Here is a 24,397-nt window from a genome sequence, read left to right on the forward strand (position 1 = left end):
ATCGTCACCCTACTTTGTAATGAACTTATAGCCAAGTCCGCGAACGGTTTTTATATATGCTGGTTTACTTGGGTCTTGTTCAATTTTTTCACGTAGTTTTCGAATGTGAACCATAACGGTATTATCATCGCCATTATAGGCAGGTGCTCCCCAAACTTTTTCGTATATTTCTTCTTTCGAAAATACGTAGTTCGGATTCTCGCAAAAGAAGAGTAGTAGCTGAAATAGCTGGGCGGAACATTCGACAACATGTCCACCTACTGTAAGCTCTGCGGAATATCGATCAATTTCAAATCTACCAAATGAACTGAAGTTTGCTTTTTGTTCGTGTGGTACTGCTTGTTTCATATGTCTTCGGAGTTGTGCTTTCATACGAGCGACTACTTCAAGTGGATTAAATGGCTTCGTAATATAATCATCTGCACCGTGTGAAAATCCAGATATTTTATCTACATCAGATGTTTTAGCTGTGAGGAAGAAGATAGGGCAATCTGTTTTTTGGCGAATGATTGGACAAATATCAAAACCAGATTGTCCAGGAAGCATGACATCTAAAATAATTAAATCGTAATCGTTTTGCTGCGTGAGAGATAACGCCATTTCAGCTGATGTTGCAGTTGTAATATGAGAAAAACCTTCTTTTTCAAGAATGGTAGTTAGTAATTGTAAAATTGCTGTTTCATCATCAACGAGCAAAATATTTGCTTCATACATAAAAATCCCTCCTAATTTCCTCGAATATCATATCACCTTTCTGTAACTTATGGAATTTTTAAGGAAATTTTAAGGTTTTCTTTCGCAAAAAATTAAGAATCAAATGATATGATAAAAGTAACATAGGGGAGGAGATGAGTGTGAATCCGTTTCAAACGATGCGAGCTAGATATTTTTTAATTGTATTTGCACTATTAACTTTAGTTGCAAGAGTCAGTAATGAATTGATAGAAAATACATTTCATATGCAAAATTCTGCTTTTATAAATATTCTTATATTCTACATCCTTCCGATTACATGGATTTTTTATGAGTATAGAAAACACCGTGTTTCCTTTTCATTATTTGTTAATAAAAATGAAACATTTAACCTGGTGCAAGTTTTATACATTGCGATTATGTTATGCGTATTTAGTTACGGGTATCTTATTTTGTACATGTATAGCTTTGCGTGGATTACACCGGAATTTATTATGAACGCATTACGTGAACCGATTATAGATAGTACAGGGGGCTATGTATATCAAGTTATTATGGTCGTATTCATCGCACCAATTATTGGTGAATTTGTTTTTCGCGGATTTTTACTGCAACGCTTTGCAGCAAAATGGGGAACGAGTATAGCGATCATTGTAGTAGCGATGTTGTTTGCGTTGCTACATGTTGATTTCCTAGGCGCAGTTGTATTTAGCGTTGTACTATCGATCGTATATATTCGTACGAATAGTTTACTCATGCCAATTGCTATTCACATGTTAAACAATGCATTTGTAATCGGTGCTTCTTTTCTAATAAATAAAGAAGAGATAATGAGTTTTGCAGATTTCTCAAATTATACGACGTTCTTTCCAGGACTAATTATTTTTATAACGGGATTAAACTTAGTACTCATCTTTTTATTTGTTAACCGCAAATATTGGAGTAAAGAAATGCCAGCTATATATGTAGAGCAAGAAAAGAGTTTTTCAGATGTAGTGGGGGATAAAGTGAAACTATAATTAGCCATCATCAATCTGGCGTTTACGGACAGCTCGACTCTGACCTAACTTCTTTGCTCCAACTGAATTTTGATGTGGGAGTTTTACTGCCCGCAAATAGCGGGATAAATGAGATGAATAAGGCAATTGAAAGGGATGTATAAAATTATATGAATGAAACAATATCATCAAATAAGTTTTTTTATTTGATTTTGCTTAGTATTGTGCTGATAACGACAGTCAATGTTATTCTTCGCTGGGAGGAAGCTTATTTCTTTATGTATTTAGCACTCCATTTGTTAGGAATATTATGTATAAGCGGCGGAATAGTTGCTGAAAAAAAGAGTGAAGAAAGCATTAATTATATGTGTGTGACCGGTCTAATTTTACTTTTAGCTGTACAAGGTATTATGAAATATAGTTCTTTTTCTTTACAAGATTTTAGTCTATTGATGGATGTACTTCCTTAAGGGGGCACGTTATGTTATGTAAGAAGCAAATAGGATACGTACTAGTTTTAATTGGATTTTTTACGCTTATTGTAACGACGTTATTTTTTCAGGACTATGAATATATACGCTATATAAAAGGCGCTGGTTTCATATGTTGGGTTGTAAGTATATTTCTTATCCCAGATTATGAACCGAAGAAAGTGTCTAAAGGTAGGTAAAACTCTTCTTTTTGTAGAAGAGTTTTTTTATATAACTAGAAGGCTCTCGAGCAATTCGCGTAATAAGCTTGTTCTAATTTAGCATGTACGAACTTACAATAATAATAGACAGGCAGCATAGAGGAGGGAATAGCGTGAGGAAGGTTATTGGGTGGTCGCTTTTTTTGTACGTTGGGTTTGCATTGCTTATATATTGGTATTTATTTGGATGGAATCATGAACTTATTCCGGACATGTATAAAGGAACGAGTGCAGATCCAGAAACGTTTATGAATGCAAGAGAGCTTACGCTAAGCCAAGATTATTCGCGCGTGAAAAATTTACTGTACTTTTTAGCGACGCCTCTTGAATGGATTATTTTATTATTTGTACTTGTGCTCGGTGTTTCAAGAAAGTTTGAGAAATGGTCGAAGGAAACGACGAAAATAAGTGTCCTGCAAGTTGCGATTTATTTCTTTTATTTATCACTACTCACAACAGTTCTTGCCCTGCCGATGCAATGGATTAGCCGAAAAGTGTCCGTTGATTATGGCATTTCAACGCAAAGTACACAAAGCTGGATAAAAGATCACGTTATCGGTTTTTGGGAAAGTTATGCGACGATGTTAATTGTAGTTGCCGTTCTTCTATGGCTTATCCGTAAATTTCCGAAGAGATGGTGGCTAGCAGGATGGGCACTCTCTGTTCCATTTACAATCTTTTTAACATTCATACAGCCTGTCGTTATTGATCCACTGTATAACGACTTCTCGACGCTGCAAAATAAAGAATTAGAAACGAAAATTTTAGCGATAGCAGATAAAGCTGATATTCCAGCTAAACATGTATATGAAGTAAATATGTCGGAAAAAACGAATGCGTTAAATGCATATGTAACAGGAATTGGCCCTAACGCCCGTATTGTAATGTGGGATACAACGCTTAAGCAATTAAAAGATAAAGAGATTTTATTTATAATGGCCCATGAAATGGGACATTATGTTATGAAACATATATATTGGGGCGTAGCGAGTTATATGTTGCTATCGTTTATAGGGATGTATCTCATTAGCCGTATTATAAATATGTGTATTCGAAAATGGGGAGGTACGCTGCAAATTTCAAAAGTAGCATGTTTTTCAATTTTACCTTTATTTTTCTTAATTTCTTCTGTATTCTCTTTTGCATCACAACCAGCAACAAACTACGTTTCACGAATAGAAGAACGAGCGGCAGATCAATATGCTTTAAATATGACGAAAGATGGAAAATCTGGTGTGAGAACGTTTCAATATTTATCAAAAACAAGCTTAAGCCAAGTGAATCCACCTGCGTTAGTAAAATTTTTCTTATACACACATCCACCGATTTTCGAAAGAATTCATACGTTTGAACAATATGAGAAACAAAAAAAAAAGAAGTAGCGATTATGCTACTTCTTTTTTATAGAAATATAAGTTTGGTATTGGGAATATTTATCATTGCTTTTTATTGTGATTTTGTAAATAATAAGCTATAAAATTCTAAAAATCTATATATAAAGGAATAAAGGTGAAAAAATGTATTTTTTAAAAAATTTAAAAGTGAAATATAAATTATTATCGCTTATTTCATTAGCAGTATTGAGCATGGTAATTATGAGCTGCGTAGCAATTAATTCTATTAACAAGATTAAGCATGATACAGAGGTTGTAGTAGATGATTATCAACATTCTGTAGTTTTATTAGAAGGAATGCTTCGTACACAAAATTCACTAGAGTATAACTTACTAGAATTAATTACAGCGTCACCAAATGAGGGGACAAATAAAGAGGGGATTATTGGTAATATTGAAAAGGATCTTGAAAAATATGATTCTTTATTAAAAGAATATGATGATGGCTTCAATTTAAGTAAGCAAGAGGATGAACTGTTTCAGAAGATGAAGAAATCTTTGCCAAGTTATATGGAGACATATAAGAAGTTGTTTGACAAAGCGAAGGGAACAAATGAATCTCAAATGGTAAACGAATTTCATAAGGAATTAAAACCGAAGGGAGTAGAGTTAGCTAGTTATGCTGTAGATCTAGAAGCGTATGTTTCAAATTTAGCTGACCAAGTATTTAAAGATTCTCAAAAAATGATAGATCGGTCCGTTATTACTTTTATCATTCTTGTAGTAGTTACTACAATCATTATATGTATAGTAAGCTATATTATTAGCAAGCTTATAGTTGCTCCTTTACAAACGGTTAGTCGTATGATGGAAAGAGCAAAAGAAGGAGATTTAACTGTACATGGTGAGTATAATGCTAAAGATGAATTAGGTGTATTAGTAAGTGATTTTAACGAAATGATTGCAGGGCTAAGAACGAATATGCAAGAAATAGAGAATAATATTCAGCTTTTATTCCAACATGCAGACGGAGTAGTATCTGCATCGGAAGTATCTAGTGGTGCAGCGAAGAAAATCACTATAGATATTGAAGAAGTTGCAAATGGCGCAGAGAGTCAAATGCAAGCAATGGAGCAAACTGCGGGTGCGATGGAAGAGTTGACACAAGGAATGCAGAGCATAGTGAATACATCATCCTCTGTAAATGAATTGTCTGCTCAATCAGCATTAGATGCAGAGAGTGGTAACAAATTAATGAAACAAATGATTCAACAGATGGATACAATCCAAAATTCAGTACATAGCGGTGTGAAACAAGTAGAGACTATGAAAGAACAATCAGAAGAAATTGTTAAAATCATTGATGTTATGCAAGGTATTACCTCTCAGATTAACTTATTAGCATTAAACGCCGCAATTGAGGCTGCACGTGCTGGGGAAAGTGGTAGAGGATTTGCAATTGTGGCAGATGAAGTAAGAAAATTAGCAGAACAATCTAGTGATTCTGCAAAACAAATTGAGAAGCTTATTACTCAAGTTATGGGAACAACGAACCATACGGTACATATGATGGGGAAAGTAGATAATGAGGTACAGGCAGGTACACAAGTAGTAATGCATACAGAAAAAGTATTTGGAAAAATTACAGAAAAAGTACAGCAAGTATCTGAGCAAATTCAAACGGTATCTATGTCTACAGATGAAATTGCAGCGAGTAGTGAAGAGATTTCGGCTTCTGCAGAAGACATGGCTCAAATTTCCCAAAGATCATCTGACCGAACTGATAGGGTAAAAGAGTCTATTCAACAGCAAGAAAAATCTGTTCAAGAGATCTCGGTTTCAATTGAACATATGCATAATGCAGCCGGAGGATTAAAACAAATAGTTGCCCAATTTACTCTTCAAAAGTAGTAGTATATTTAAGTTTTAATATGGAAAAATTCTTCTCAATGAATAAAAAGATCATCCTATGTAAAAAAGGATGATTTTTTTATGGGAATTTTGTGCGGGTACTATTTTGTATATTCTAATTTTTTACAATTTTCAAATTCTAATATATAATAATACGTAATGTTTTGGAGATTTTTCGTTTGTAAAAGGTAGGTTATAGGAGGAGAGAAAGGGTGTTCAATAAAAAATCAATGCCGGCTATAAAAATGATCCTTTCGATGTCTATTTTCGGATCAATTGGATTTTTTTCTGTTCAAACAGGTTTACCGTCTTTTGAATTAGTATTCGTTCGTTGCATTTGTGCGACTATATTTTTAGCATTATGTTGGCTCGTAACAGGACAGTATAAAAGTGAGAAATGGAATAAAAAAGAAGTAATGCAAATATTAGCATGCGGTGTATTTCTCGTTTTTAACTGGGTATTTTTATTTAAAGCGTTTGAAGTGATGTCGATTACAATTGCGATTTCAGTTTATCATCTTGCACCCATTATCGTATTAATGATTGGTAGTATTGTATTTAAAGAAAGGCTTACAGTGTTTGCGGTTATGTCCATTGTCATTTGTTTTATCGGTACCGTTTTAGTAGCTGGAATAGATGGAAGTCTATCGCTCGAAAAACTGATGTCGTCTGGAATGGTATGGGCACTTCTTGCAGCTTTATTTTATGCTTTTACTACTTTATTAGGAAAAGGAATTCAGCATACGAGCGCATATGCAATGACCTTTTTACAAACATTTTTAGGTATATTTTTATTGCTACCATTCGTAGATTTTGGCAAGTTTCAAGGGTTAACAGAGATGAACTGGATGATGATCACAGCGACAGGACTTATACATACGGGATTTGTATATTACTTATTTTTTGACAGTTTAAGAGGTTTATCGACGAGATTAATTTCTGTATTGGTGTTTTTAGATCCTGCGGTTGCAATCCTATTAGATACAGTGTTTACAGGATTTAGACCAACTAGTATGCAAGTAGTAGGGATTGTTCTTATATTTGTAGGAATGGCATTTACTTTTCGAAAAACAAAGGACGAAAAAATAGCGGTAAAAGAAAGTTTGTATTCTTAATTGTAAATAATTAGGTGTATTCTATTGGAAATTTTTTTATTTTTTGTACAATATAAAAGATAGGAAAATAAAGGAAAAGGTAGATGAGAGAGATGAAAAAGCTAGTAAAGGTAGCGACATCGTTAACTTTAATGGGAGGAATATTTGTAGGTGCAAATGGCGTGTCTGCAAATACAGATGTTATCGAAAAATCTGGTCCTAATATTATGATAGAGTTTGATGATGTAACAACAGGTCATTGGGCATATGATGAAATTACGAATTTAGTATATCATCGCATTATGTATGGGTATGGAAATGGTAAGTTTGGGACAGAAGATAATATAACACGCGAACAGGCGGCGGCAGTATTACATCGTGCACTTCATTTAAAGCGTAGTGTGTTTAATGAAAATCCATATGGAGATATTAGTGGGAAATCGACAATGTTTCCTTACGAAATTTTACATTTAACGAATATTGGTATTTTTAAAGGAGATGAAAATGGAAATTTCCGTCCGAAAGATACACTGACTCGTGCAGAATTAGCACAAATTTTAACGAAAGCATATGAGTTGAAAACAAAGAGTCCACATACATTTACAGATATACCAGAAAACCATTGGGCAAGAGATGCAATTAGCGCATTACAGTCTAATAATGTAGCGGTAGGAACGGGAAATGGCAAGTTCGAGCCTGAAATGCTCGTTACACGCGGGCAATTTGCGAAGTTTTTACAACGATCAATTGATAATTCTCCAGGGAAAATGGAATAGATAAAGAGAAAGCTCATAATTTGTAGAGGAGACATCCTTCGCTCATTATGGGCTTTTATTAATAGATAGGTTCTTATTTTCGTATGTTGTAGTCCAGTGGATATTCTTTGTCGAAACGTCGATATATAAGGAGTAACAACATATATTTGCGTTTTTTGTCTAGAAAATGAACTTTTAAAATGTGAAGGATTTCTTTTTTAGAAAGTAGAATATTTAATGTATAGAAACACCTTTAAATGACCATAGGAAAGGGAAATGATTTGCGTACAATTCGGTATAAAAATTGAAATTGAGAGCGAATTGGCTCTCCTTTAGTAGTGATTTTCACAATAATAGATTTTTTAAATGTAATATATTGCATAATGGGTGCGAAGGCAACATATGTAATATTGGAAAGGATTGCAGTCTATTATTTTCCGTTTTTTCAAATGGAGATAAAGGGGAGAGGGCAATGAAGAAGAACATGTTACGTATAATGGCAACGGTAACTATTATGGGCGGCTTGTTTGTAAGTACAAATGTTCCAAACGTAAAAGCAGAAGAATATCCAGAAATGATTGTTTTTGATGATGTTCCAGTAAACCACTGGGCATATGACGATATAATGGACGTAGTATACAATAAAGTAATGTTAGGCTATGGAAATGGTAAGTTTGGTGTAGGAGATAATGTAACACGAGAACAAGTAGCAGCAGTACTCTATCGTACATTGAATTTGAAAAAAGAAGGACCTTTAAAAAATCCATACAAAGATATTTCTGAGAGGGCAACAATGTTTTTAGATGAAATTTTAGTATTAACAAAGCATGGTATTTTTGAAGGTGATGAAAAAGGAAACTTTAGACCAGCCGCACCTGTGACACGTGCAGAAATGGCGCAAATTCTTACGAAGGCATTTACATTTGAGGTAAAGAAAAACCATACATTTAAAGATGTACCAAATAATCATTGGGCAAAAAATGCGATTAGTGCACTGCAGTCTAATCATGTCATAGTAGGAACAGGAAATGGGAAATTTGAACCGAATACAGTTGTAACACGTGAGCAATATGCAACGTTTTTAAATAAAGCTGTTTTTTATTTTCCTGTAAAAGATGAAGATTATGAATAAAAGTTAAAATATATCAATATAATATAAAACAAGAAAAAAGCGCGGAAATCCCACGCTTTTTTCTTGTTTTATATTATTTATAAGTATATCGATTTTCTGTTCATAATTTATTTGTTGGAATTTAGTGGATAAGAAGAGATAGAATAAAGTAACTTTTTCTTGCTTAAATATACGATTTAGTAACTTTATTATTAATAGAGTGTAAATAAAAGTATATGAAATATAGTTCATAAATTAGACAAAAATCACATGGGAATTGTATTGTTACGCTTTCGTTAATTCTTTATATTAGAAAAAAATATGTTTTTAGGGAGAGAATACTTTGAAGAAAAAAATTTTAAAAGTAGCAACAGCTTTAACAATTATGGGTGGAGTAGCATTTAGTGCTGAGGGGAATACAGCAAAAGCTGAATTAGCTGCAAAGCCACAACAAGCAAGTCCAGTTATCTTTAAAGATGTACCAGCAGGACATTGGTCTTATAAAGCAATTCAAACTTTAGCAGAACATGAAATTATGCTTGGTTACGGAAATGGTGTGTTCGGTTTTGGACATAACGTAAATCGTGAACAAGTAGCCGCTTTAATTTATCGCGCACTAGATCTTGATGAAGAATTTGGTGAAGATGAGGTATTAGAAAGCCCATATAATGATATTGTTGATGATAACTCAACGATGTTTCCTTTTGAAGTGTTAGCAGTAACAGAATTAGGTATCTTTACAGGTGACGAGAATGGAAACTTCAGACCAAAAGCTACGTTAACACGTGCAGAAATGGCGCAAGTTCTTACAAGAGCATTTGGATTACAAGTACAAGGAACAGCAACATTTAAAGATGTACCAAAGGGACATTGGGCAGAAAATGCGATTAATGCAGTAGGTTCAAATGGTATTTCAGTAGGAGATGGAAAGGGTAACTTCGCTCCGAACATGAAAGTAACACGTGAACAATATGCGCAGTTCTTATTTAATTCAATGTTTAAATAAATAATAAAGAAGGAGCTAGTGTTGTATAACATTGGCTTCTTTTTTTATGTGTAATACCGGTAAAAGAATACAGTTTTATAAAAAAACGATTAAATTTTCAAAAAAAACTTCCTTTTCTGAAGATTTGTTATATAATATAAAACATAAAATCAAATCTGTTATAAAACAGTTTAAGAAGGGGATGCTAATATGTCGACGCAAACTTCACGGGTTACATTGCCCGGAGGAATGTTACCAGCGTACAATGAAATATTGACACCTGAGGCGCTTAGTTTTTTGAAGGAACTACATGAAAATTTCAATGAGCGCCGCATAGAACTTTTACAAAAGCGTGCGGAGAAACAAAAGAGAATTGATGCAGGAAAGTTTCCGAAGTTTTTAGAAGAAACAAAGCACATTCGTGAAGCGGACTGGACAATTGCCAAATTGCCAAAAGATTTAGAGGATCGCCGCGTAGAGATTACTGGACCAGTGGATAGAAAGATGGTTATTAACGCTTTAAATTCAGGAGCGCATCTTTTTATGGCAGATTTCGAAGATTCGAATTCACCAACTTGGGAAAATGCGATTGAAGGTCAAATAAATTTACGAGATGCAGTGCGGGGAACGATTTCACATAAAAATGAAAACGGAAAAGAATATCGTTTAAATAGTAAAACAGCAGTATTAATTGTGCGTCCAAGAGGATGGCATTTAGAAGAAAAACATATGCAAGTTGATGGGAAGAATATGTCTGGTAGCTTAGTAGATTTCGGACTTTATTTTTTCCATAATGCAAAGGCTCTTTTAGCAAAAGGAAGCGGTCCATACTTTTACTTACCGAAAATGGAAAGCCATTTAGAAGCAAGGTTATGGAATGATGTTTTCGTATTTGCTCAAAAATATATCGGTATTCCAAACGGAACGATTAAAGCGACGGTGTTACTGGAAACGATTCACGCTTCGTTTGAAATGGATGAAATTTTGTATGAGCTTAAAGATCATTCTGCTGGGTTAAATTGCGGAAGATGGGATTATATTTTCAGCTTTCTAAAGAGTTTCCGTAATCATAATGAATTTTTGCTTCCAGATAGAGCGCAAGTCACGATGACGGCGCCATTTATGCGCGCGTATTCTTTGAAAGTCATTCAAACGTGTCACCGTCGTAATGCACCAGCTATTGGAGGAATGGCAGCACAAATTCCGATTAAAAACAATCCAGAAGCGAATGAAGCAGCTTTTGAAAAAGTGCGTGCAGATAAGGAGCGCGAAGCTTTAGACGGTCATGATGGGACATGGGTTGCCCACCCGGGACTTGTACCAGTCGCGATGGAAGTATTTAATCACATTATGAAAACACCGAATCAAATTTTTAGAAAACGTGAAGAAATACATGTTACAGAAAAGGATTTATTAGAAGTACCAGTGGGAACGATTACAGAAAATGGGCTTCGCCTAAATATTAGCGTAGGTATTCAATATATTGCATCTTGGTTAAGCGGACGGGGAGCAGCACCCATTTATAACTTAATGGAAGATGCTGCAACAGCGGAAATTTCTAGGGCACAAGTATGGCAATGGATTCGTCATGAAGGTGGAAAGCTAAATGATGGTCGTAATATTACGTTTGAATTGATGGAAGAGCTAAAAGAAGAAGAATTAGCAAAAATAGAAAGAGAGATTGGTAAAGAAGCCTTTAAGAAAGGGAGATTCCAAGAGGCGACAACGTTGTTTACAAATCTCGTTCGGAATGATGAATTCGTACCATTTTTAACATTACCGGGTTATGAAATTTTATAAAAAACAAAAAGGGGATGGAACAAATGAAAAACGAAAGAATCGAGAAATTACAAGAGAGCTGGGAACTAGATACGCGCTGGAAAGGGATTACACGTCCATATTCGGCAGAAGATGTAATTCGCTTGCGCGGGTCAATTGATATTGAACATACATTAGCGCGCCGCGGTGCTGAAAAGCTTTGGTCATCGCTTCATACGGAAGATTATATTAACGCACTTGGCGCATTAACAGGAAACCAAGCGATGCAACAAGTGAAAGCTGGGCTAAAAGCAATTTATTTAAGTGGATGGCAAGTCGCTGCGGATGCGAACCTTTCTGGACATATGTATCCAGACCAAAGTTTATATCCAGCGAACAGCGTACCTGCTGTAGTAAAACGAATTAATCAAACACTTCAACGTGCGGATCAAATTCAGCATATGGAAGGAAGTGGTGATACAGATTATTTCGTACCGATTGTAGCAGATGCAGAAGCTGGATTTGGCGGACAATTAAACGTATTTGAACTGATGAAAGGTATGATTGAAGCGGGTGCATCAGGTGTGCACTTTGAAGATCAATTATCTTCAGAGAAAAAATGCGGCCATTTAGGCGGAAAAGTATTACTACCAACGCAAACAGCGGTGCGTAATTTAATCTCGGCACGCCTTGCAGCAGACGTAATGGGAGTGCCGACAATTATCGTTGCAAGAACAGATGCGGATGCAGCAGATTTAATTACGAGCGATATCGATCCGGTTGATAAAGCATTTATTACAGGAGAAAGAACTCCAGAAGGATTTTACCGTACGAAAGCAGGTCTTGATCAAGCAATTGCACGTGGTTTAGCATATGCTCCTTATGCAGATCTCGTTTGGTGTGAAACATCTGAACCAAATTTAGAAGATGCAAAACGATTTGCGGACACAATTCATAAAGAGCATCCAGGGAAATTACTTGCATATAACTGTTCACCTTCATTCAACTGGAAACAAAAATTAGATGAAAAAACAATTGCAAGCTTCCAAAAAGAAATCGCATCTTACGGTTATAAGTTCCAGTTCGTAACACTAGCTGGATTCCACTCATTAAACTACGGCATGTTTGAATTAGCACGTGGCTATAAAGAGCGCGGCATGGCAGCGTACTCTGAACTACAACAAGCAGAATTCGCAGCAGAAAAACACGGCTACTCTGCAACTCGTCACCAACGCGAAGTAGGAACAGGTTACTTTGATGAAGTAGCACAAGTTATTACAGGTGGTACTTCATCGACGACAGCGCTAAAAGGATCTACAGAAGAAGCACAGTTTACGAAATAAAAGGAAGGGGCCCCTTTTTGAAGGGTGCCCCTTTTTATTTTCGGAACGATTTTTCACATATATCGACTTACAGACAAAAAAGACGATATTATTAAATCCACTCAGCTCTATGATCGCGAATAAACTTCATATCTTTCTCATAATGCTCTAAATGTCCTTCATCAATCATTCTTTTGAAATTCAAGTCGCCTTCTTGTGCTTTTCTTTTCATATATGTACATAATGCTTCTAATCGTAGTAACACTATTCCTAAGTAGTCTTCGTCCATACTTTTACCGTAGGACTGGACAAACAATTTCACTCTTTCTTTCATACGGCTAGCATGTTGTACCGATTCATAATGAACTGCCTCACCCGATTCTGTATAATACACTCTACTTAAAGGTACACAAGTATAAAGCGTATAAGCGATATCCCAAATTCTTGGACCAGGAGCAGCAACATCGAAATCAATAATACCTACTGGTTTCTCGTCATTAAAAATAATGTTATATATAGCAAAATCGTTATGGCAAATAACCTCAATGTTATTTGGAGTAAGATCCATCGGTTGCCATTCATCTGATAAGGGAAAGTCACTTACCGCATCATGATAAAGGCGGAGCATCTTTGCTATTTCCTTTAAAGCATCATTAGATCGCATATGTTCTTTTAAAGGATAATTCCCAACGTCTCCCTCAATAAAGGATAAAATCTCTCTATCTTTTTCATCTACACCTAAAAACTTTGGAGCATGATGAAACCCTTTGTTTTCTAAGTGCTGTAATAATGTATGAATTTTTGCACTGCCTGGCTTTAATTCTCGCCGAACAGTATTTTCAGAACGATACATATTTGATACATTTCCACCTGTAAGCTTTTCTTCGTTGGTGTAGTTTGACATATAATCCCCTCCAATATAACGACTGTACGATTATATTGTAACACTTCAGAACAAGGGATGTAATCGCGTTCAAATGATGTTTGTGTTCACTTTATATTGAAATCCACACATACTAAAATCAATTATTTACGAATGTATAATCAATTTAATTTGTCAGTTATTTTCAAAAAAGATTGTACATTTCATTTTAAGTATGCTATGATGAAGTCAGTTGAATAGTTAAATTAAGCAATCCATATATTATCAAGTGCCGAAAAACGAACGAGAAAAAGTATGTGAGAACTAGTTTATGTTTCGTGTTTGATAATGTGTGGATTCTTTTTTTATACAGGAAGACTAAAATAAATTGTGTTTTCTTTAGGAGGAAATAATTATGGCAGTAACAGGACAAGTAAAATGGTTTAACAACGAAAAAGGATTCGGTTTCATCGAAGTTCCAGGCGAAAACGATGTATTCGTACATTTCTCTGCAATCGAAACTGAAGGTTTCAAATCTCTAGAAGAAGGTCAAAAAGTTAGCTTCGAAATCGAAGATGGTAACCGTGGACCTCAAGCTAAAAACGTAATCAAACTATAATTTTATAGTTTATTATGGAAAAAAGGGATGGCTGCTGCCATCCCTTTTTTGTTGTAATATACGAGCATAATGATTATAGTTTGGGGAAAAGTATACAAATGAAGTCATACTCGATGTTCGTAGCGGGAATAAAGAAGATCTACACAATACGATTGAAGAAATCTTATTCGCCCGTTTTAGATGAATAAGAAAAAATAGTCATTTTTTTTGAGGACGAAGAAGAGTAAAAGGCTTTCCAAAATGGAAGGCCTTTTACTCTTCTTTTCCAATCTTTTTCTTCTCGCGTTTCTTACATTCAGAGCATTTCGATTTACGAAAAGGCTTTGCGAAGAATAGTAGAATGAAAAACAAACCGAATATAATACTAGCTGAATTTTTCACGATTACAATGCTACTATTTTTCATTTGAATCGTTGGTTGCATTTCTTTTTCTTCCATAGTGGACCTCCATATATTGGATTTTCCTTTTAATTATAGCAAAGTTAATTGTCGTAATGATGCGAAATGAGGAAGTAGTTGTAAATATTTATAGGTATTATAAATACATTTTATATAGGCTTTTTATTATGAAATCACTATAGTGTTAATTTATAATTTAAAAGATATTTGATAAATGATAAATTATTGTAAAAAATCGGAATCTGTAAACCATTTCCTTTTCATAGATGCTAAAATTATATATGCAGCTGCTAATATAAATGTAAAAAAGGAGACAGTAGAATATGGAAAGTAAAGTAGAACGCTATGTCGAAAACTATGTGGTAAATAAAAATACAATGGCCTTACTTCCTGTTATTCTAAGTGAAAAGAAAATTGTTACACGAGTTGTTGAGATGGAAGATTCTTTTTTCGTGTTTCAAAAGCCCCTAGATATTATAGAAAGAAGTTGCCGCAAGCATGGCTCTAGTTTCTTAGGCAGAAAAGAAGGAACGAAAGAGTTAACTCATATTACACATAAAGCACCGATTGCGATTAGTCCGGCAGATCAATTTTATTTTTTCCCTACGTATTCTTACTCTAGAAAAGAGTGCGCTTGGTTGTCTCATTTTTATATTGAAAGTAATAAAGAGTTAAAAGATGGAAATGTTATTGTTAGATTTATAAATGGCTTTGCTGTGAAATTAGAAATATCAAAAAGTAGTTTTGAAAATCAACAAAATCGTACAGCGAAATTGCGTACTGAATATGAAGATCGTAGAAAAAAACAAGGAAATCCTTCCTTTAAATTAATTGATAAAAATGAGGAATCTAGATTAAAACCAGCATATGAGAAAGTGTATTTTGTTAAGGAAGGCGAAATGTGAGAGGATGGGGGAACCCCCATCTTTTTTTATTTGTCAGCTTTTGTCGGTAAGTCGATATATTCGAAAAATCGCTGATAAAAATCGAGTTGTGGTTGATATATTTGAAAAATCGCTGATAAAATGCGAGTTACAATCGATATATTCAGAAAACCGCCGATATAATTTCAGTTACGGAGGAATTTGCAATTAAAACAAAAGGATTATTTCCAAAATTGCAAAACATTCTGTCGAATATTGATAGATTATCATAGCGTAATAATGAAGGAATTCTAATGAGAGATATGGAAACTTAATAATTACATCTCCATATGACGTATCTACCATTTCCTCTTTCATATAAGCGATGATACAGTAGAGGTAGTACTTAGAGTAAAGGGGTAAAGTGTAGAATGGATTTTCAGACAATCAAAGAGTATTTTTCACCAGAAAATATGGATCATATTGTTGAAAGCTATAAAGCGTTCGGACCACTTCTTGGTATTGGTTTACCGATGATAGAAGCGTTGATTCCGGCATTGCCGCTCATCGTATTTGTACTGGCGAATGCTGTTGCATTTGGATTTTGGCTCGGTTTTCTTTATTCTTGGCTTGGATCAGTAATGGGCGCCTTACTTGTCTTTTTCATAATCCGCCATTTTGGCCGAAGTCGTTTCTTTTCTTTTGTAAATAAGCATGAGAGAGTACGAAAGGCAATGGGGTGGATTGAAAGGAAAGGGTTTGCTCCAATTTTCGTCATATTTTGTTTTCCGTTTACACCGTCTGCGCTTATAAATGTTGTCGCTGGTTTATCTCGCATTAGTGTAAAGCAGTTTGGACTTGCGCTCGCGTTCGGAAAGCTTGTGATGATTTTTATTTTAACGTATATCGGTCATGATTTAATGTCATTTATTCATAATCCGGTGAAATCCGTCATTGTAGCAATTGGTATTTTTATTTTATGGTATGTCGGTAAGAAAATCGAAGTAAAGTTAGAACTACATTAAGAATAGTCTTCTTTATAAATGCAGGCTTCATTATTAAAGGGTAAGGGGAGAAGCGGATGAAGAAAACTTTGAAAAAAGAAGGCATAGAGTGGATACGAACAATTTTAATTGGTGTATTATTAGCTGTATTTTTTCGAACGTTTTTCTTTTCAACGTACGTTGTAGAGGGAAAGTCAATGATGCCAACATTGCAAGATGGCAATATGCTCGTTGTAAATAAGGTGAGTTATCAAGTAGGGGACTTGAACAGGTTTGATGTTGTTGTGTTTCATGCGAATAAAAAAGAGGACTACGTAAAACGAATTATCGGTCTACCTGGGGATCAAATTGAATATAAGCATGATAAACTGTATATAAACGGACAATTCGTAGATGAACCTTATTTAGAGACGTATAAGAAAGAGGTAAATGGACGACAACTAACGGGTGATTTTAAACTAGAAGAGTTAACGAAAGAAAATTCGGTGCCGCCTGGATATATTTTTGTAGTAGGTGATAATCGCCTCGGGAGCTGGGATAGTAGACATTTTGGATTTGTAAAAGCTGATACAGTTGTCGGTAAAGTTGATTTACGATATTGGCCAATTCAAGAGGTGCAAACGAATTTTTCAAAAGGTTGATATAATAGGTAGAAGTATAGAAAAAGACAAACTACTCTGTTTGTCTTTTTTCGTGTCCTATAATACAATTATAGTAGCAAACTAACGTTCGTTATGTAAGTGAAAGGTGGGGTTACATGTCACTTCGATTTGTGATTGGTAGAGCGGGAAGTGGAAAAAGTACACTTTGTTTACACGAAGTGCAGGAAGAGTTAAAGCAACGCCCAAGAGGGGAAACAATATTATATCTTGTGCCAGAACAGATGACATTCCAAACGCAGCAGGCGTTAATCGGGAGTGAGGATGTAAGAGGTTCTATTCGGGCACAAGTTTTTAGTTTTTCACGATTAGCGTGGAAGGTGCTGCAAGAAGTTGGCGGAGCGAGTCGTCTTCACATTGATGAAGCGGGCGTACATATGTTGCTTCGTAAAATTGTTGAGTCTCGTAAAGAGGGATTATCGGTGTTCCAAAAAGCAGCGGAGCAAAACGGTTTCTTTGAACATCTTGGTAGTATGATTGCGGAGTTTAAACGTTACAATGTGACGCCATCTAACGTATATGAAATGTGGCAACAATTAGACGCACATAGTAGCAGTGCAGAACAAAAGCTATTAGCGAATAAAATGTATGATTTACAACTATTATATGATGATTTTGAACGTGCTTTAATCGGAAAATATTTGGATTCAGAAGACTACCTACAATTGCTAGTCGAAAAGCTTCCACAGTCTGAATATGTAAATGGGGCTGAAATTTATATAGATGGATTTCATTCATTTTCACCGCAAGAACTAGAAATTTTAAGACAGCTTATGATTTGCGGAGCGAGAGTTACGATCACGTTAACGATAGATGAAAAAACGTTAGCGCAGCCAGTAAATGAACTAGATTTATTTTATGAAACGACGTTAACGTATGAAAAAATAAAGCAAGTGGCGCGTGAAGAGAAGATAGAAATTGAAAAAACGATTCCACTTATGGAACAACCGCGTTTTCATTCGCAAGCATTAGCGCATTTAGAAACGCATTATGAAGCACGTCCAAATGAAAAGTTTCACGGAGAAGCAAGTGTAACGATTAGTACAGCAGCGAATTTACGGGCTGAAGTAGAAGGTGTTGCTCGTGAAATTCGTAGACTTGTGGCGGATGAAGACTATCGTTACCGAGATATTGCAGTTCTTCTTCGTAACGGGGAAAGTTATTACGATGTGATGCGAACGCTATTTACAGATTATAATATCCCGCATTTCATCGATGAAAAACGCCCGATGTCACATCATCCGCTAGTAGAATGCATTCGTTCTGCACTCGAGATTATTAGCGGAAATTGGCGTTATGATGCAGTGTTCCGCTGCGTGAAAACAGAGCTTTTATATCCACTAGACGTAAGAAAAGAAACGATGCGCGAAGAGATGGATGAGTTTGAAAACTACTGTTTAGCGTACGGTGTACAAGGGAAGAGATGGACTTCTGAGGATCCGTGGATGTATCGCCGCTATCGTTCTCTTGACGATACGGACGGGATGATTACAGACAGTGAACGGGAAATGGAAGAGAGAATAAATCGACTGCGCGATGTTGTAAGAACGCCTGTTATTCGTATGCAAAAAAGGCTGAAGCGTGCGGGAACAGTTATACAAATGTGCGAAGCGGTTTACTTATTTTTAGAAGAGCTAGACGTTCCGAAAAAACTAGAAGCATTACGTATTCGCGCAGAAGAGAGCGGAGATTTCTTATTTGCGACAGATCATGAGCAAGTATGGGAAGAAGTAATGAGTCTTCTTGATACGTTCGTTGAGATGCTTGGCGAAGAGAAAATGTCACTTTCTATGTTCACAGATGTTATGTCGACAGGTCTTGAGGCGCTTCAATTCGCAAACATTCCGCCGTCATTAGACCAAGTGTTAATTGCTAATATTGATCGTTCAAGATTATCAAATGTGAAAGCAACATTTGTCATTGGCGTGAATGAAGGAGTTATTCCGGCAGCACCAATGGATGAAGGGATGCTTTCTGATGAGGAAAGAGATGTTCTTAGCGTTGCAGGTATCGAATTAGCACCAACGACGAGACAAACCTTATTAGAAGAACAGTTCGTTATGTATCAAATGGTAACGAGAGCAACTGAGAAATTATATATTTCATGCCCTCTTGCAGATGAAGAAGGGAAGACGTTACTTGCGTCTAGCTTTATTAAGAAAATAAAAAGAATGTTCCCTGATGTGAAAGATACATTTATTACAAATGACGTAAATGATTTATCACGTTCGGAACAAATTTCATACGTAGCAACGCCAGAAGTAACGTTGTCATATGTTATGCAGCAACTTCAAACGTGGAAGCGATATGGATTTGAAGGGAATTTAGATTTTTGGTGGGATGTATATAACTTCTACGTAACTTCAGATGAATGGAAACAAAAAAGTAGCCGCGTATTATCAAGTTTATTCTACCGAAATCGTGCGCAAAAGCTAAGTACAGTTGTAAGTAGAGATTTATACGGGGATAAAATAAAAGGAAGCGTATCTCGTATGGAACTATTTAACCGTTGCGCATATGCTCATTTCGCGCAGCACGGTTTATCCTTAAGAGAGCGTGATATTTTCAAACTGGATGCACCCGATATCGGGGAACTATTCCATGCAGCGCTGAAGAGAATTGCGGACAGGCTATTACGTGAAAACCGTACTTGGGCGGATTTATCAATAAAAGAGTGTGAGCATCTTTCTACTGTAGTAATAGAAGAGATTGCACCGTTATTACAAAGACAAATTTTATTAAGTTCAAATCGTCATTTCTATTTAAAACAAAAACTACAACAAATCATTTTCCGTACATCAATCATTCTTCGTGAACATGCGAAGTCAAGCGGTTTCGTACCAGTTGATTTAGAAGTGCCATTCGGTATGGGCGGTACAGGGTCGCTTCCGCCGATGGAGTTCTCATTACCAAATGGTGTGAAGATGGAAGTAGTTGGTCGTATTGACCGTGTTGATAAGGCGGAAGATGAAAACGGAACGTTCCTACGCATTATTGACTATAAATCAAGCTCAAAAGCGTTAGATTTAACGGAAGTGTATTACGGATTAGCACTTCAAATGTTAACGTATTTAGATGTTGTTACTTCAAATGCACATACGTGGATGAAAAAAGGCGGCACGGCATCACCGGCTGGTGTACTGTACTTCCATATTCATAACCCGATCGTTGAGATGAAAGGTGACGCATCTGAAGCAGAAATTGAGAAAGAAATTTTAAAGAAATTTAAAATGAAAGGGCTCGTACTAGGAGACGCTGATGTTGTTCGTTTAATGGATAACAAACTTTCAACAGGAAGTTCTGATATTATTTCTGCTGGTTTGAAAAAAGACGGTAGCTTTAGTGCGCGTTCAAGTATTGCAAGTGAACAAGAGTTTAACGTACTTCAAAAATACGTACACCATACGTTTGAAAATATCGGAAAAGACATTACAGAAGGCGTTATTGATATTGCTCCTTATAAGAAGGGGAATAAAGCGGCGTGTACGTTCTGTAACTTCAAATCTGTTTGTCAGTTCGATGAATCACTTGAAGATAACCAGTTCCGTACGCTAAAAGATATGAAAGATAGCGAAGCGATGGAGAAAATTAGAGAGGAGGTTGGCGGAGAATGATTGGAAATTGGCCTAAAAAACCAGTAGGTAGTCAGTGGACAGATGACCAGTGGAAAGCGGTTGTAGCGAACGGACGTGATATATTAGTCGCGGCAGCAGCTGGATCAGGGAAAACAGCAGTATTAGTTGAACGTATTATTAAAAAGATTATAAGTGAAGAAAACCCAGTCGATGTCGACCGCCTGCTCGTTGTAACATTTACGAATGCAGCGGCGCAAGAGATGAAAAACAGAATTGGGGAAGCGCTAGAAAAAGTATTAATTGATGAGCCAGGCTCGCAGCACGTAAGAAAGCAGCTTAGCTTATTAAATAAAGCTTCTATTTCGACAATCCATTCATTTTGTTTACAAGTAATTAGAGGATACTATTACATGCTTGATGTGGATCCTCGTTTCCGCATTGCGAATCAAACGGAAAATGAACTGTTAAAAGAAGAAGTATTAGATGACATATTAGAAGAAGAGTACGGAATTGAAGATAATGGTATTTTCTTTGAACTCGTTGATCGTTATACGAGTGACCGTAGTGATGATGACTTACAGCGTATGATTTTAGCGCTTCATACAGAATCAAGAGCGCATCCAAATCCGGAAAAATGGCTCGATAAATTAGTAGAAGCATACGACGTGGAAGGAAAGACAATTGAAGATTTAGTGTATGCTTCTTACTTATTAGAAGATGTGAAATTCCAGCTTGAAACAGCAGAGGCACATATTCGTAAAGCGACGGAACTTGCAATGCTTCCTGACGGTCCGGCGCCCCGCGTTGAAACCCTGCAAGCAGATGCAGTTTTACTTGGAACGTTATCATCATCAGCTTGTGAGTCATGGACAAGTGTATATGAAGCGATGCAAAATGTATCGTGGAAAACGTTAAAGCGCATTAAGAAAAGTGATTACAACGAGGATGTTGTAAAACAAGTAGACTCACTTCGTAATAAAGCGAAAGATGAAGTGAAGAAATTACAAGAAGAGTTATTTAGCCGTAGACCTGAAAGTTTCTTACGAGATTTTCAAGATATGCATCCTGTATTAGAAAAACTCGTACAGCTTGTAAAAGTATTTACAGAGCGTTTTCAAACGATGAAGCGAGATAAAGGAATGGTTGATTTCACAGATTTAGAGCATTTCTGTTTACAAATTTTAAGTGAACAAAATGAAAACGGTGAAATGAATCCATCAGCAGTAGCGCTTCAATATCGTAATAAATTTGCTGAAGTACTAGTTGATGAATATCAAGATACGAACTTTGTGCAGGAATCCATTATTAAATTTGTAACGAAAGATTCTGAGAGTGAAGGAAACTTATTCATGGTAGGTGACGTGAAGCAGTCGATTTATCGTTTCCGACTAGCAGAACCAGGCCTGTTCCTAGGGAAGTATAAACGCTTCACACAAGAAGGATTAGACGGTGGAATGAAGATAGACTTAGCGAAAAACTTCCGTAGTCGTCATGAAGTGTTAGCGGGTACGAACTTTATCTTCAAACAAATTATGGGCGAAGAAGTCGGAGAAATCGATTATGATGCTGATGCTGAATTAAAGCTAGGTGCTAGCTATCCAGAAGGTGAAGATGTAGCGGCTGAACTACTATGTATTCAGCAAACAGAAGAAGAAGTGCCAGAAGGTGAAGAAGGTGCAGAAGTAGAAAAAGCACAACTTGAAGCTCGTCTTATGGCGCAGCGTATTAAAGCGATGGTTGATTCAGGTTATGAAGTGTATGATCGTAAAACGGATAGTATGCGCCCTGTACAATACCGTGACTTCGTTATTTTACTTCGCTCTATGCCGTGGGCGCCGCAAATTATGGAAGAGTTAAAGCTGCAAGGAATTCCAGTATACGCTGATCTTGCGACTGGTTACTTTGAAGCGACAGAAGTAAATATTATGATGAACGTATTCCGCGTGATCGATAATCCGATGCAAGATATCCCGCTTGCCGCCGTACTTCGTTCACCAATCGTTGGACTAAATGATGAAGAACTTGCGACACTTCGTGCTCACGGAAAGAAAGGTTCGTTTTATGAAGTAATGAGCTCATTCTTAAAAGGGGCACCGCTTGAAGAGGAACAAGAATTACATGATAAATTACAGTGGTTTTATAACTTACTGCAAGGATGGCGTGAATTCGCGCGTCAACAGTCACTTTCTGATTTAATTTGGAAAGTGTACGGTGAGACAGGTTATTACGACTTTGTCGGCGGTTTACCAGCCGGAAAGCAAAGGCAAGCAAACTTACGTGTACTTTATGACCGTGCAAGACAATATGAAGCAACATCGTTTAGAGGATTATTCCGTTTCTTACGCTTTATTGAGCGTATTTTAGAACGCGGTGATGATATGGGAACAGCGAGAGCTTTAGGTGAACAAGAAGATGTGGTTCGTATTATGACGATTCATAAAAATAAAGGACTTGAGTTCCCAGTCGTATTTGTAGCGGGACTAGGTCGTCGTTTTAATACACAAGATTTAATGAAACGTTTCTTACTGCATAAAGACTTCGGTTTCGGTTCACAATTTATCGATCCTCGTAAACGAATTAAATATACGACATTATCGCAACTAGCAATTAAGCGTAAAATGAAAATGGAATTAATCGCGGAAGAAATGCGCGTGTTATACGTAGCGTTAACGCGTGCGAAAGAGAAGTTAATTTTAATTGGAACGGTTAAAGATGCCAATAAAGAAATGGAAAAATGGCTCGATGCAAGGGAGCATAGTGAATGGTTATTACCAGACCATATACGTGCCGGAGCGTCTTGTTATTTAGACTGGATTGCACCTTCATTATATAGACATCGTGATAGTGAAATGCTTCTTGAATTAGGACAAGGAAGCATTCCGGGTGAAATTTATGGATATGACACGAGCTGGAAAGTAGAAGTTGTTGACGGCAAAACGTTACTTGCACCGGAACCGGTTCAAGAAGAGAAACAAGAATTGTTAGAAGCACTTCGTGAAAAAAAAGCTGTTCCGCTACAAAGTGAACGGAAAGAAGAAGTGTACGACAGATTGATGTGGAAGTACGGATATGAGGAAGCAACGTCTCACCGTGCGAAACAGTCTGTTACAGAAATAAAGAGAAACTACCAATCAGAAGAAGGTAGCGATAATGCCCTTATTAAAAAACTGCGTGCACCAATTAAAACACGCCCTCGTTTTATGGAGAAAAAAGGATTAACGTATGCTGAAAGAGGTACGGCAGTTCACGCTGTTATGCAGCATGTTGATTTGAAGAAGCCGATTACAGAAGAAGTGATTCGAGAGCAAATTGCCGGAATGGTAAATAAGGAGTTATTAACATTCGAACAAGCTGAAGAAATAGCAATTGAAAAAGTCATTTCATTCTTTGACAGTGACCTAGGTAAAAGGGTATTAGCGGCGAAAAGTGTTGAGCGTGAAGTACCATTTACGATGATGCTTGCAGCAGAAGAGGCGTATCAAGATTGGCAAGGTAAGAATGACGAAACAATACTTGTCCAAGGGGTTATCGACTGCATGATTGAAGAGGAAGACGGTATCACTTTAATTGATTTTAAAACGGATACGATTGAAGGAAAGTTCCCAGGTGGATTCGATCAAGCAAAACCAATTTTAGAAGATCGATACAAAGTGCAGCTTTCGTTATATGCAAAGGCACTTGAAAAAAGCTTGCAACATCCCGTGAAAGAGAAATGCTTATACTTCTTTGATGGCAATCATGTTGTGAAAATTGAAGAATAGAGG

General features: G+C 36.3%; 20 protein-coding genes and 1 pseudogene. 18 read left to right on the forward strand and 3 right to left on the reverse strand.

Going from position 1 to position 24,397, the window contains the following annotated elements:
* Positions 1-9 precede the first annotated feature (9 nt).
* On the reverse strand, positions 10-714 hold the full coding sequence (locus MKX31_RS03875; RefSeq protein ID WP_064476856.1) for a response regulator transcription factor: 705 nt from the start codon (positions 712-714) through the stop codon (positions 10-12).
* Positions 715-848: 134 nt separating this feature from the next.
* Between MKX31_RS03875 and MKX31_RS03880 the strand changes: the two genes are divergently transcribed.
* From MKX31_RS03880 to aceA, 12 genes and pseudogenes are all read left to right on the forward strand, one after another.
* Complete coding sequence (locus MKX31_RS03880; protein WP_081257412.1) at positions 849-1,712, forward strand: CPBP family intramembrane glutamic endopeptidase; 864 nt, start codon at positions 849-851, stop codon at positions 1,710-1,712.
* A gap of 149 nt (positions 1,713-1,861) precedes the next feature.
* Complete coding sequence (locus tag MKX31_RS03885; RefSeq protein WP_064476854.1) at positions 1,862-2,161, forward strand: hypothetical protein; 300 nt, start codon at positions 1,862-1,864, stop codon at positions 2,159-2,161.
* A gap of 11 nt (positions 2,162-2,172) precedes the next feature.
* A complete protein-coding gene (locus MKX31_RS03890; protein WP_064476853.1) occupies positions 2,173-2,361 on the forward strand; it encodes a hypothetical protein in 189 nt (62 codons plus the stop codon).
* A 134-nt stretch (positions 2,362-2,495) separates the two neighbouring features.
* Positions 2,496-3,764 (forward strand): M48 family metallopeptidase, encoded by a 1,269-nt coding sequence (locus MKX31_RS03895; protein WP_340980057.1) that lies wholly within the window; start codon positions 2,496-2,498, stop codon positions 3,762-3,764.
* Positions 3,765-3,899: 135 nt separating this feature from the next.
* Positions 3,900-4,679 (forward strand): annotated as a pseudogene (locus tag MKX31_RS29215) (MCP four helix bundle domain-containing protein); the annotation flags it as partial.
* 156 nt (positions 4,680-4,835) lie between these two features.
* Entirely contained in the window at positions 4,836-5,627 is a 792-nt protein-coding gene (locus MKX31_RS29220) for a methyl-accepting chemotaxis protein (RefSeq protein WP_423060166.1), read from the forward strand.
* Positions 5,628-5,839: 212 nt separating this feature from the next.
* On the forward strand, positions 5,840-6,742 hold the full coding sequence (locus MKX31_RS03905; protein ID WP_064476850.1) for a DMT family transporter: 903 nt from the start codon (positions 5,840-5,842) through the stop codon (positions 6,740-6,742).
* An 83-nt stretch (positions 6,743-6,825) separates the two neighbouring features.
* A complete protein-coding gene (locus MKX31_RS03910) occupies positions 6,826-7,497 on the forward strand; it encodes an S-layer homology domain-containing protein (protein ID WP_064476849.1) in 672 nt (223 codons plus the stop codon).
* A 451-nt stretch (positions 7,498-7,948) separates the two neighbouring features.
* Positions 7,949-8,608, forward strand: coding sequence for an S-layer homology domain-containing protein (locus MKX31_RS03915; protein WP_064476848.1), 660 nt, complete (start codon positions 7,949-7,951; stop codon positions 8,606-8,608).
* Between the two features lie 322 nt (positions 8,609-8,930).
* Positions 8,931-9,593: an S-layer homology domain-containing protein gene (locus tag MKX31_RS03920; RefSeq protein WP_064476847.1), complete on the forward strand. Its 663-nt coding sequence runs from the start codon at positions 8,931-8,933 to the stop codon at positions 9,591-9,593.
* A 189-nt stretch (positions 9,594-9,782) separates the two neighbouring features.
* Entirely contained in the window at positions 9,783-11,372 is a 1,590-nt protein-coding gene (gene aceB / locus MKX31_RS03925; RefSeq protein ID WP_064476846.1) for a malate synthase A, read from the forward strand.
* Between the two features lie 23 nt (positions 11,373-11,395).
* Entirely contained in the window at positions 11,396-12,673 is a 1,278-nt protein-coding gene (aceA, locus tag MKX31_RS03930; protein WP_103655894.1) for an isocitrate lyase, read from the forward strand.
* A 91-nt stretch (positions 12,674-12,764) separates the two neighbouring features.
* Here aceA and MKX31_RS03935 read toward each other — a convergent pair whose 3' ends face one another.
* Positions 12,765-13,556, reverse strand: coding sequence for a phosphotransferase (locus tag MKX31_RS03935; protein WP_340980062.1), 792 nt, complete (start codon positions 13,554-13,556; stop codon positions 12,765-12,767).
* A 373-nt stretch (positions 13,557-13,929) separates the two neighbouring features.
* Here MKX31_RS03935 and cspA point away from each other — a divergent pair, with 373 nt between their 5' ends.
* Positions 13,930-14,133, forward strand: a complete 204-nt coding sequence (cspA, locus tag MKX31_RS03940) for an RNA chaperone/antiterminator CspA (protein WP_000301521.1) — start codon at positions 13,930-13,932, stop codon at positions 14,131-14,133.
* Between the two features lie 252 nt (positions 14,134-14,385).
* On the opposite strand, the gene MKX31_RS03945 is transcribed toward cspA, so the two are convergent.
* On the reverse strand, positions 14,386-14,571 hold the full coding sequence (locus MKX31_RS03945; protein ID WP_000391438.1) for a hypothetical protein: 186 nt from the start codon (positions 14,569-14,571) through the stop codon (positions 14,386-14,388).
* 284 nt (positions 14,572-14,855) lie between these two features.
* Between MKX31_RS03945 and MKX31_RS03950 the strand changes: the two genes are divergently transcribed.
* The 5 genes from MKX31_RS03950 (at position 14,856) to addA (ending at position 24,394) form a co-directional block, all read left to right on the forward strand.
* Complete coding sequence (locus MKX31_RS03950) at positions 14,856-15,437, forward strand: competence protein ComK (RefSeq protein ID WP_064476843.1); 582 nt, start codon at positions 14,856-14,858, stop codon at positions 15,435-15,437.
* A 389-nt stretch (positions 15,438-15,826) separates the two neighbouring features.
* Entirely contained in the window at positions 15,827-16,420 is a 594-nt protein-coding gene (locus MKX31_RS03955; protein ID WP_000347517.1) for a TVP38/TMEM64 family protein, read from the forward strand.
* A gap of 56 nt (positions 16,421-16,476) precedes the next feature.
* Positions 16,477-17,040 carry a signal peptidase I gene (gene lepB, locus MKX31_RS03960; protein WP_064476841.1) on the forward strand — a complete coding sequence of 188 codons (564 nt, stop codon included), beginning with the start codon at positions 16,477-16,479 and terminating at the stop codon, positions 17,038-17,040.
* A gap of 116 nt (positions 17,041-17,156) precedes the next feature.
* Positions 17,157-20,672 (forward strand): helicase-exonuclease AddAB subunit AddB, encoded by a 3,516-nt coding sequence (gene addB, locus MKX31_RS03965; protein WP_340980067.1) that lies wholly within the window; start codon positions 17,157-17,159, stop codon positions 20,670-20,672.
* Positions 20,669-24,394, forward strand: coding sequence for a helicase-exonuclease AddAB subunit AddA (addA, locus tag MKX31_RS03970; RefSeq protein ID WP_340980069.1), 3,726 nt, complete (start codon positions 20,669-20,671; stop codon positions 24,392-24,394). The genes addB and addA overlap by 4 nt, the downstream gene beginning before the upstream one ends.
* Positions 24,395-24,397 lie beyond the last annotated feature (3 nt).

It is taken from the genome of Bacillus sp. FSL M8-0063, assembly GCF_038005545.1.
Classification (GTDB): domain Bacteria; phylum Bacillota; class Bacilli; order Bacillales; family Bacillaceae_G; genus Bacillus_A; species Bacillus_A wiedmannii.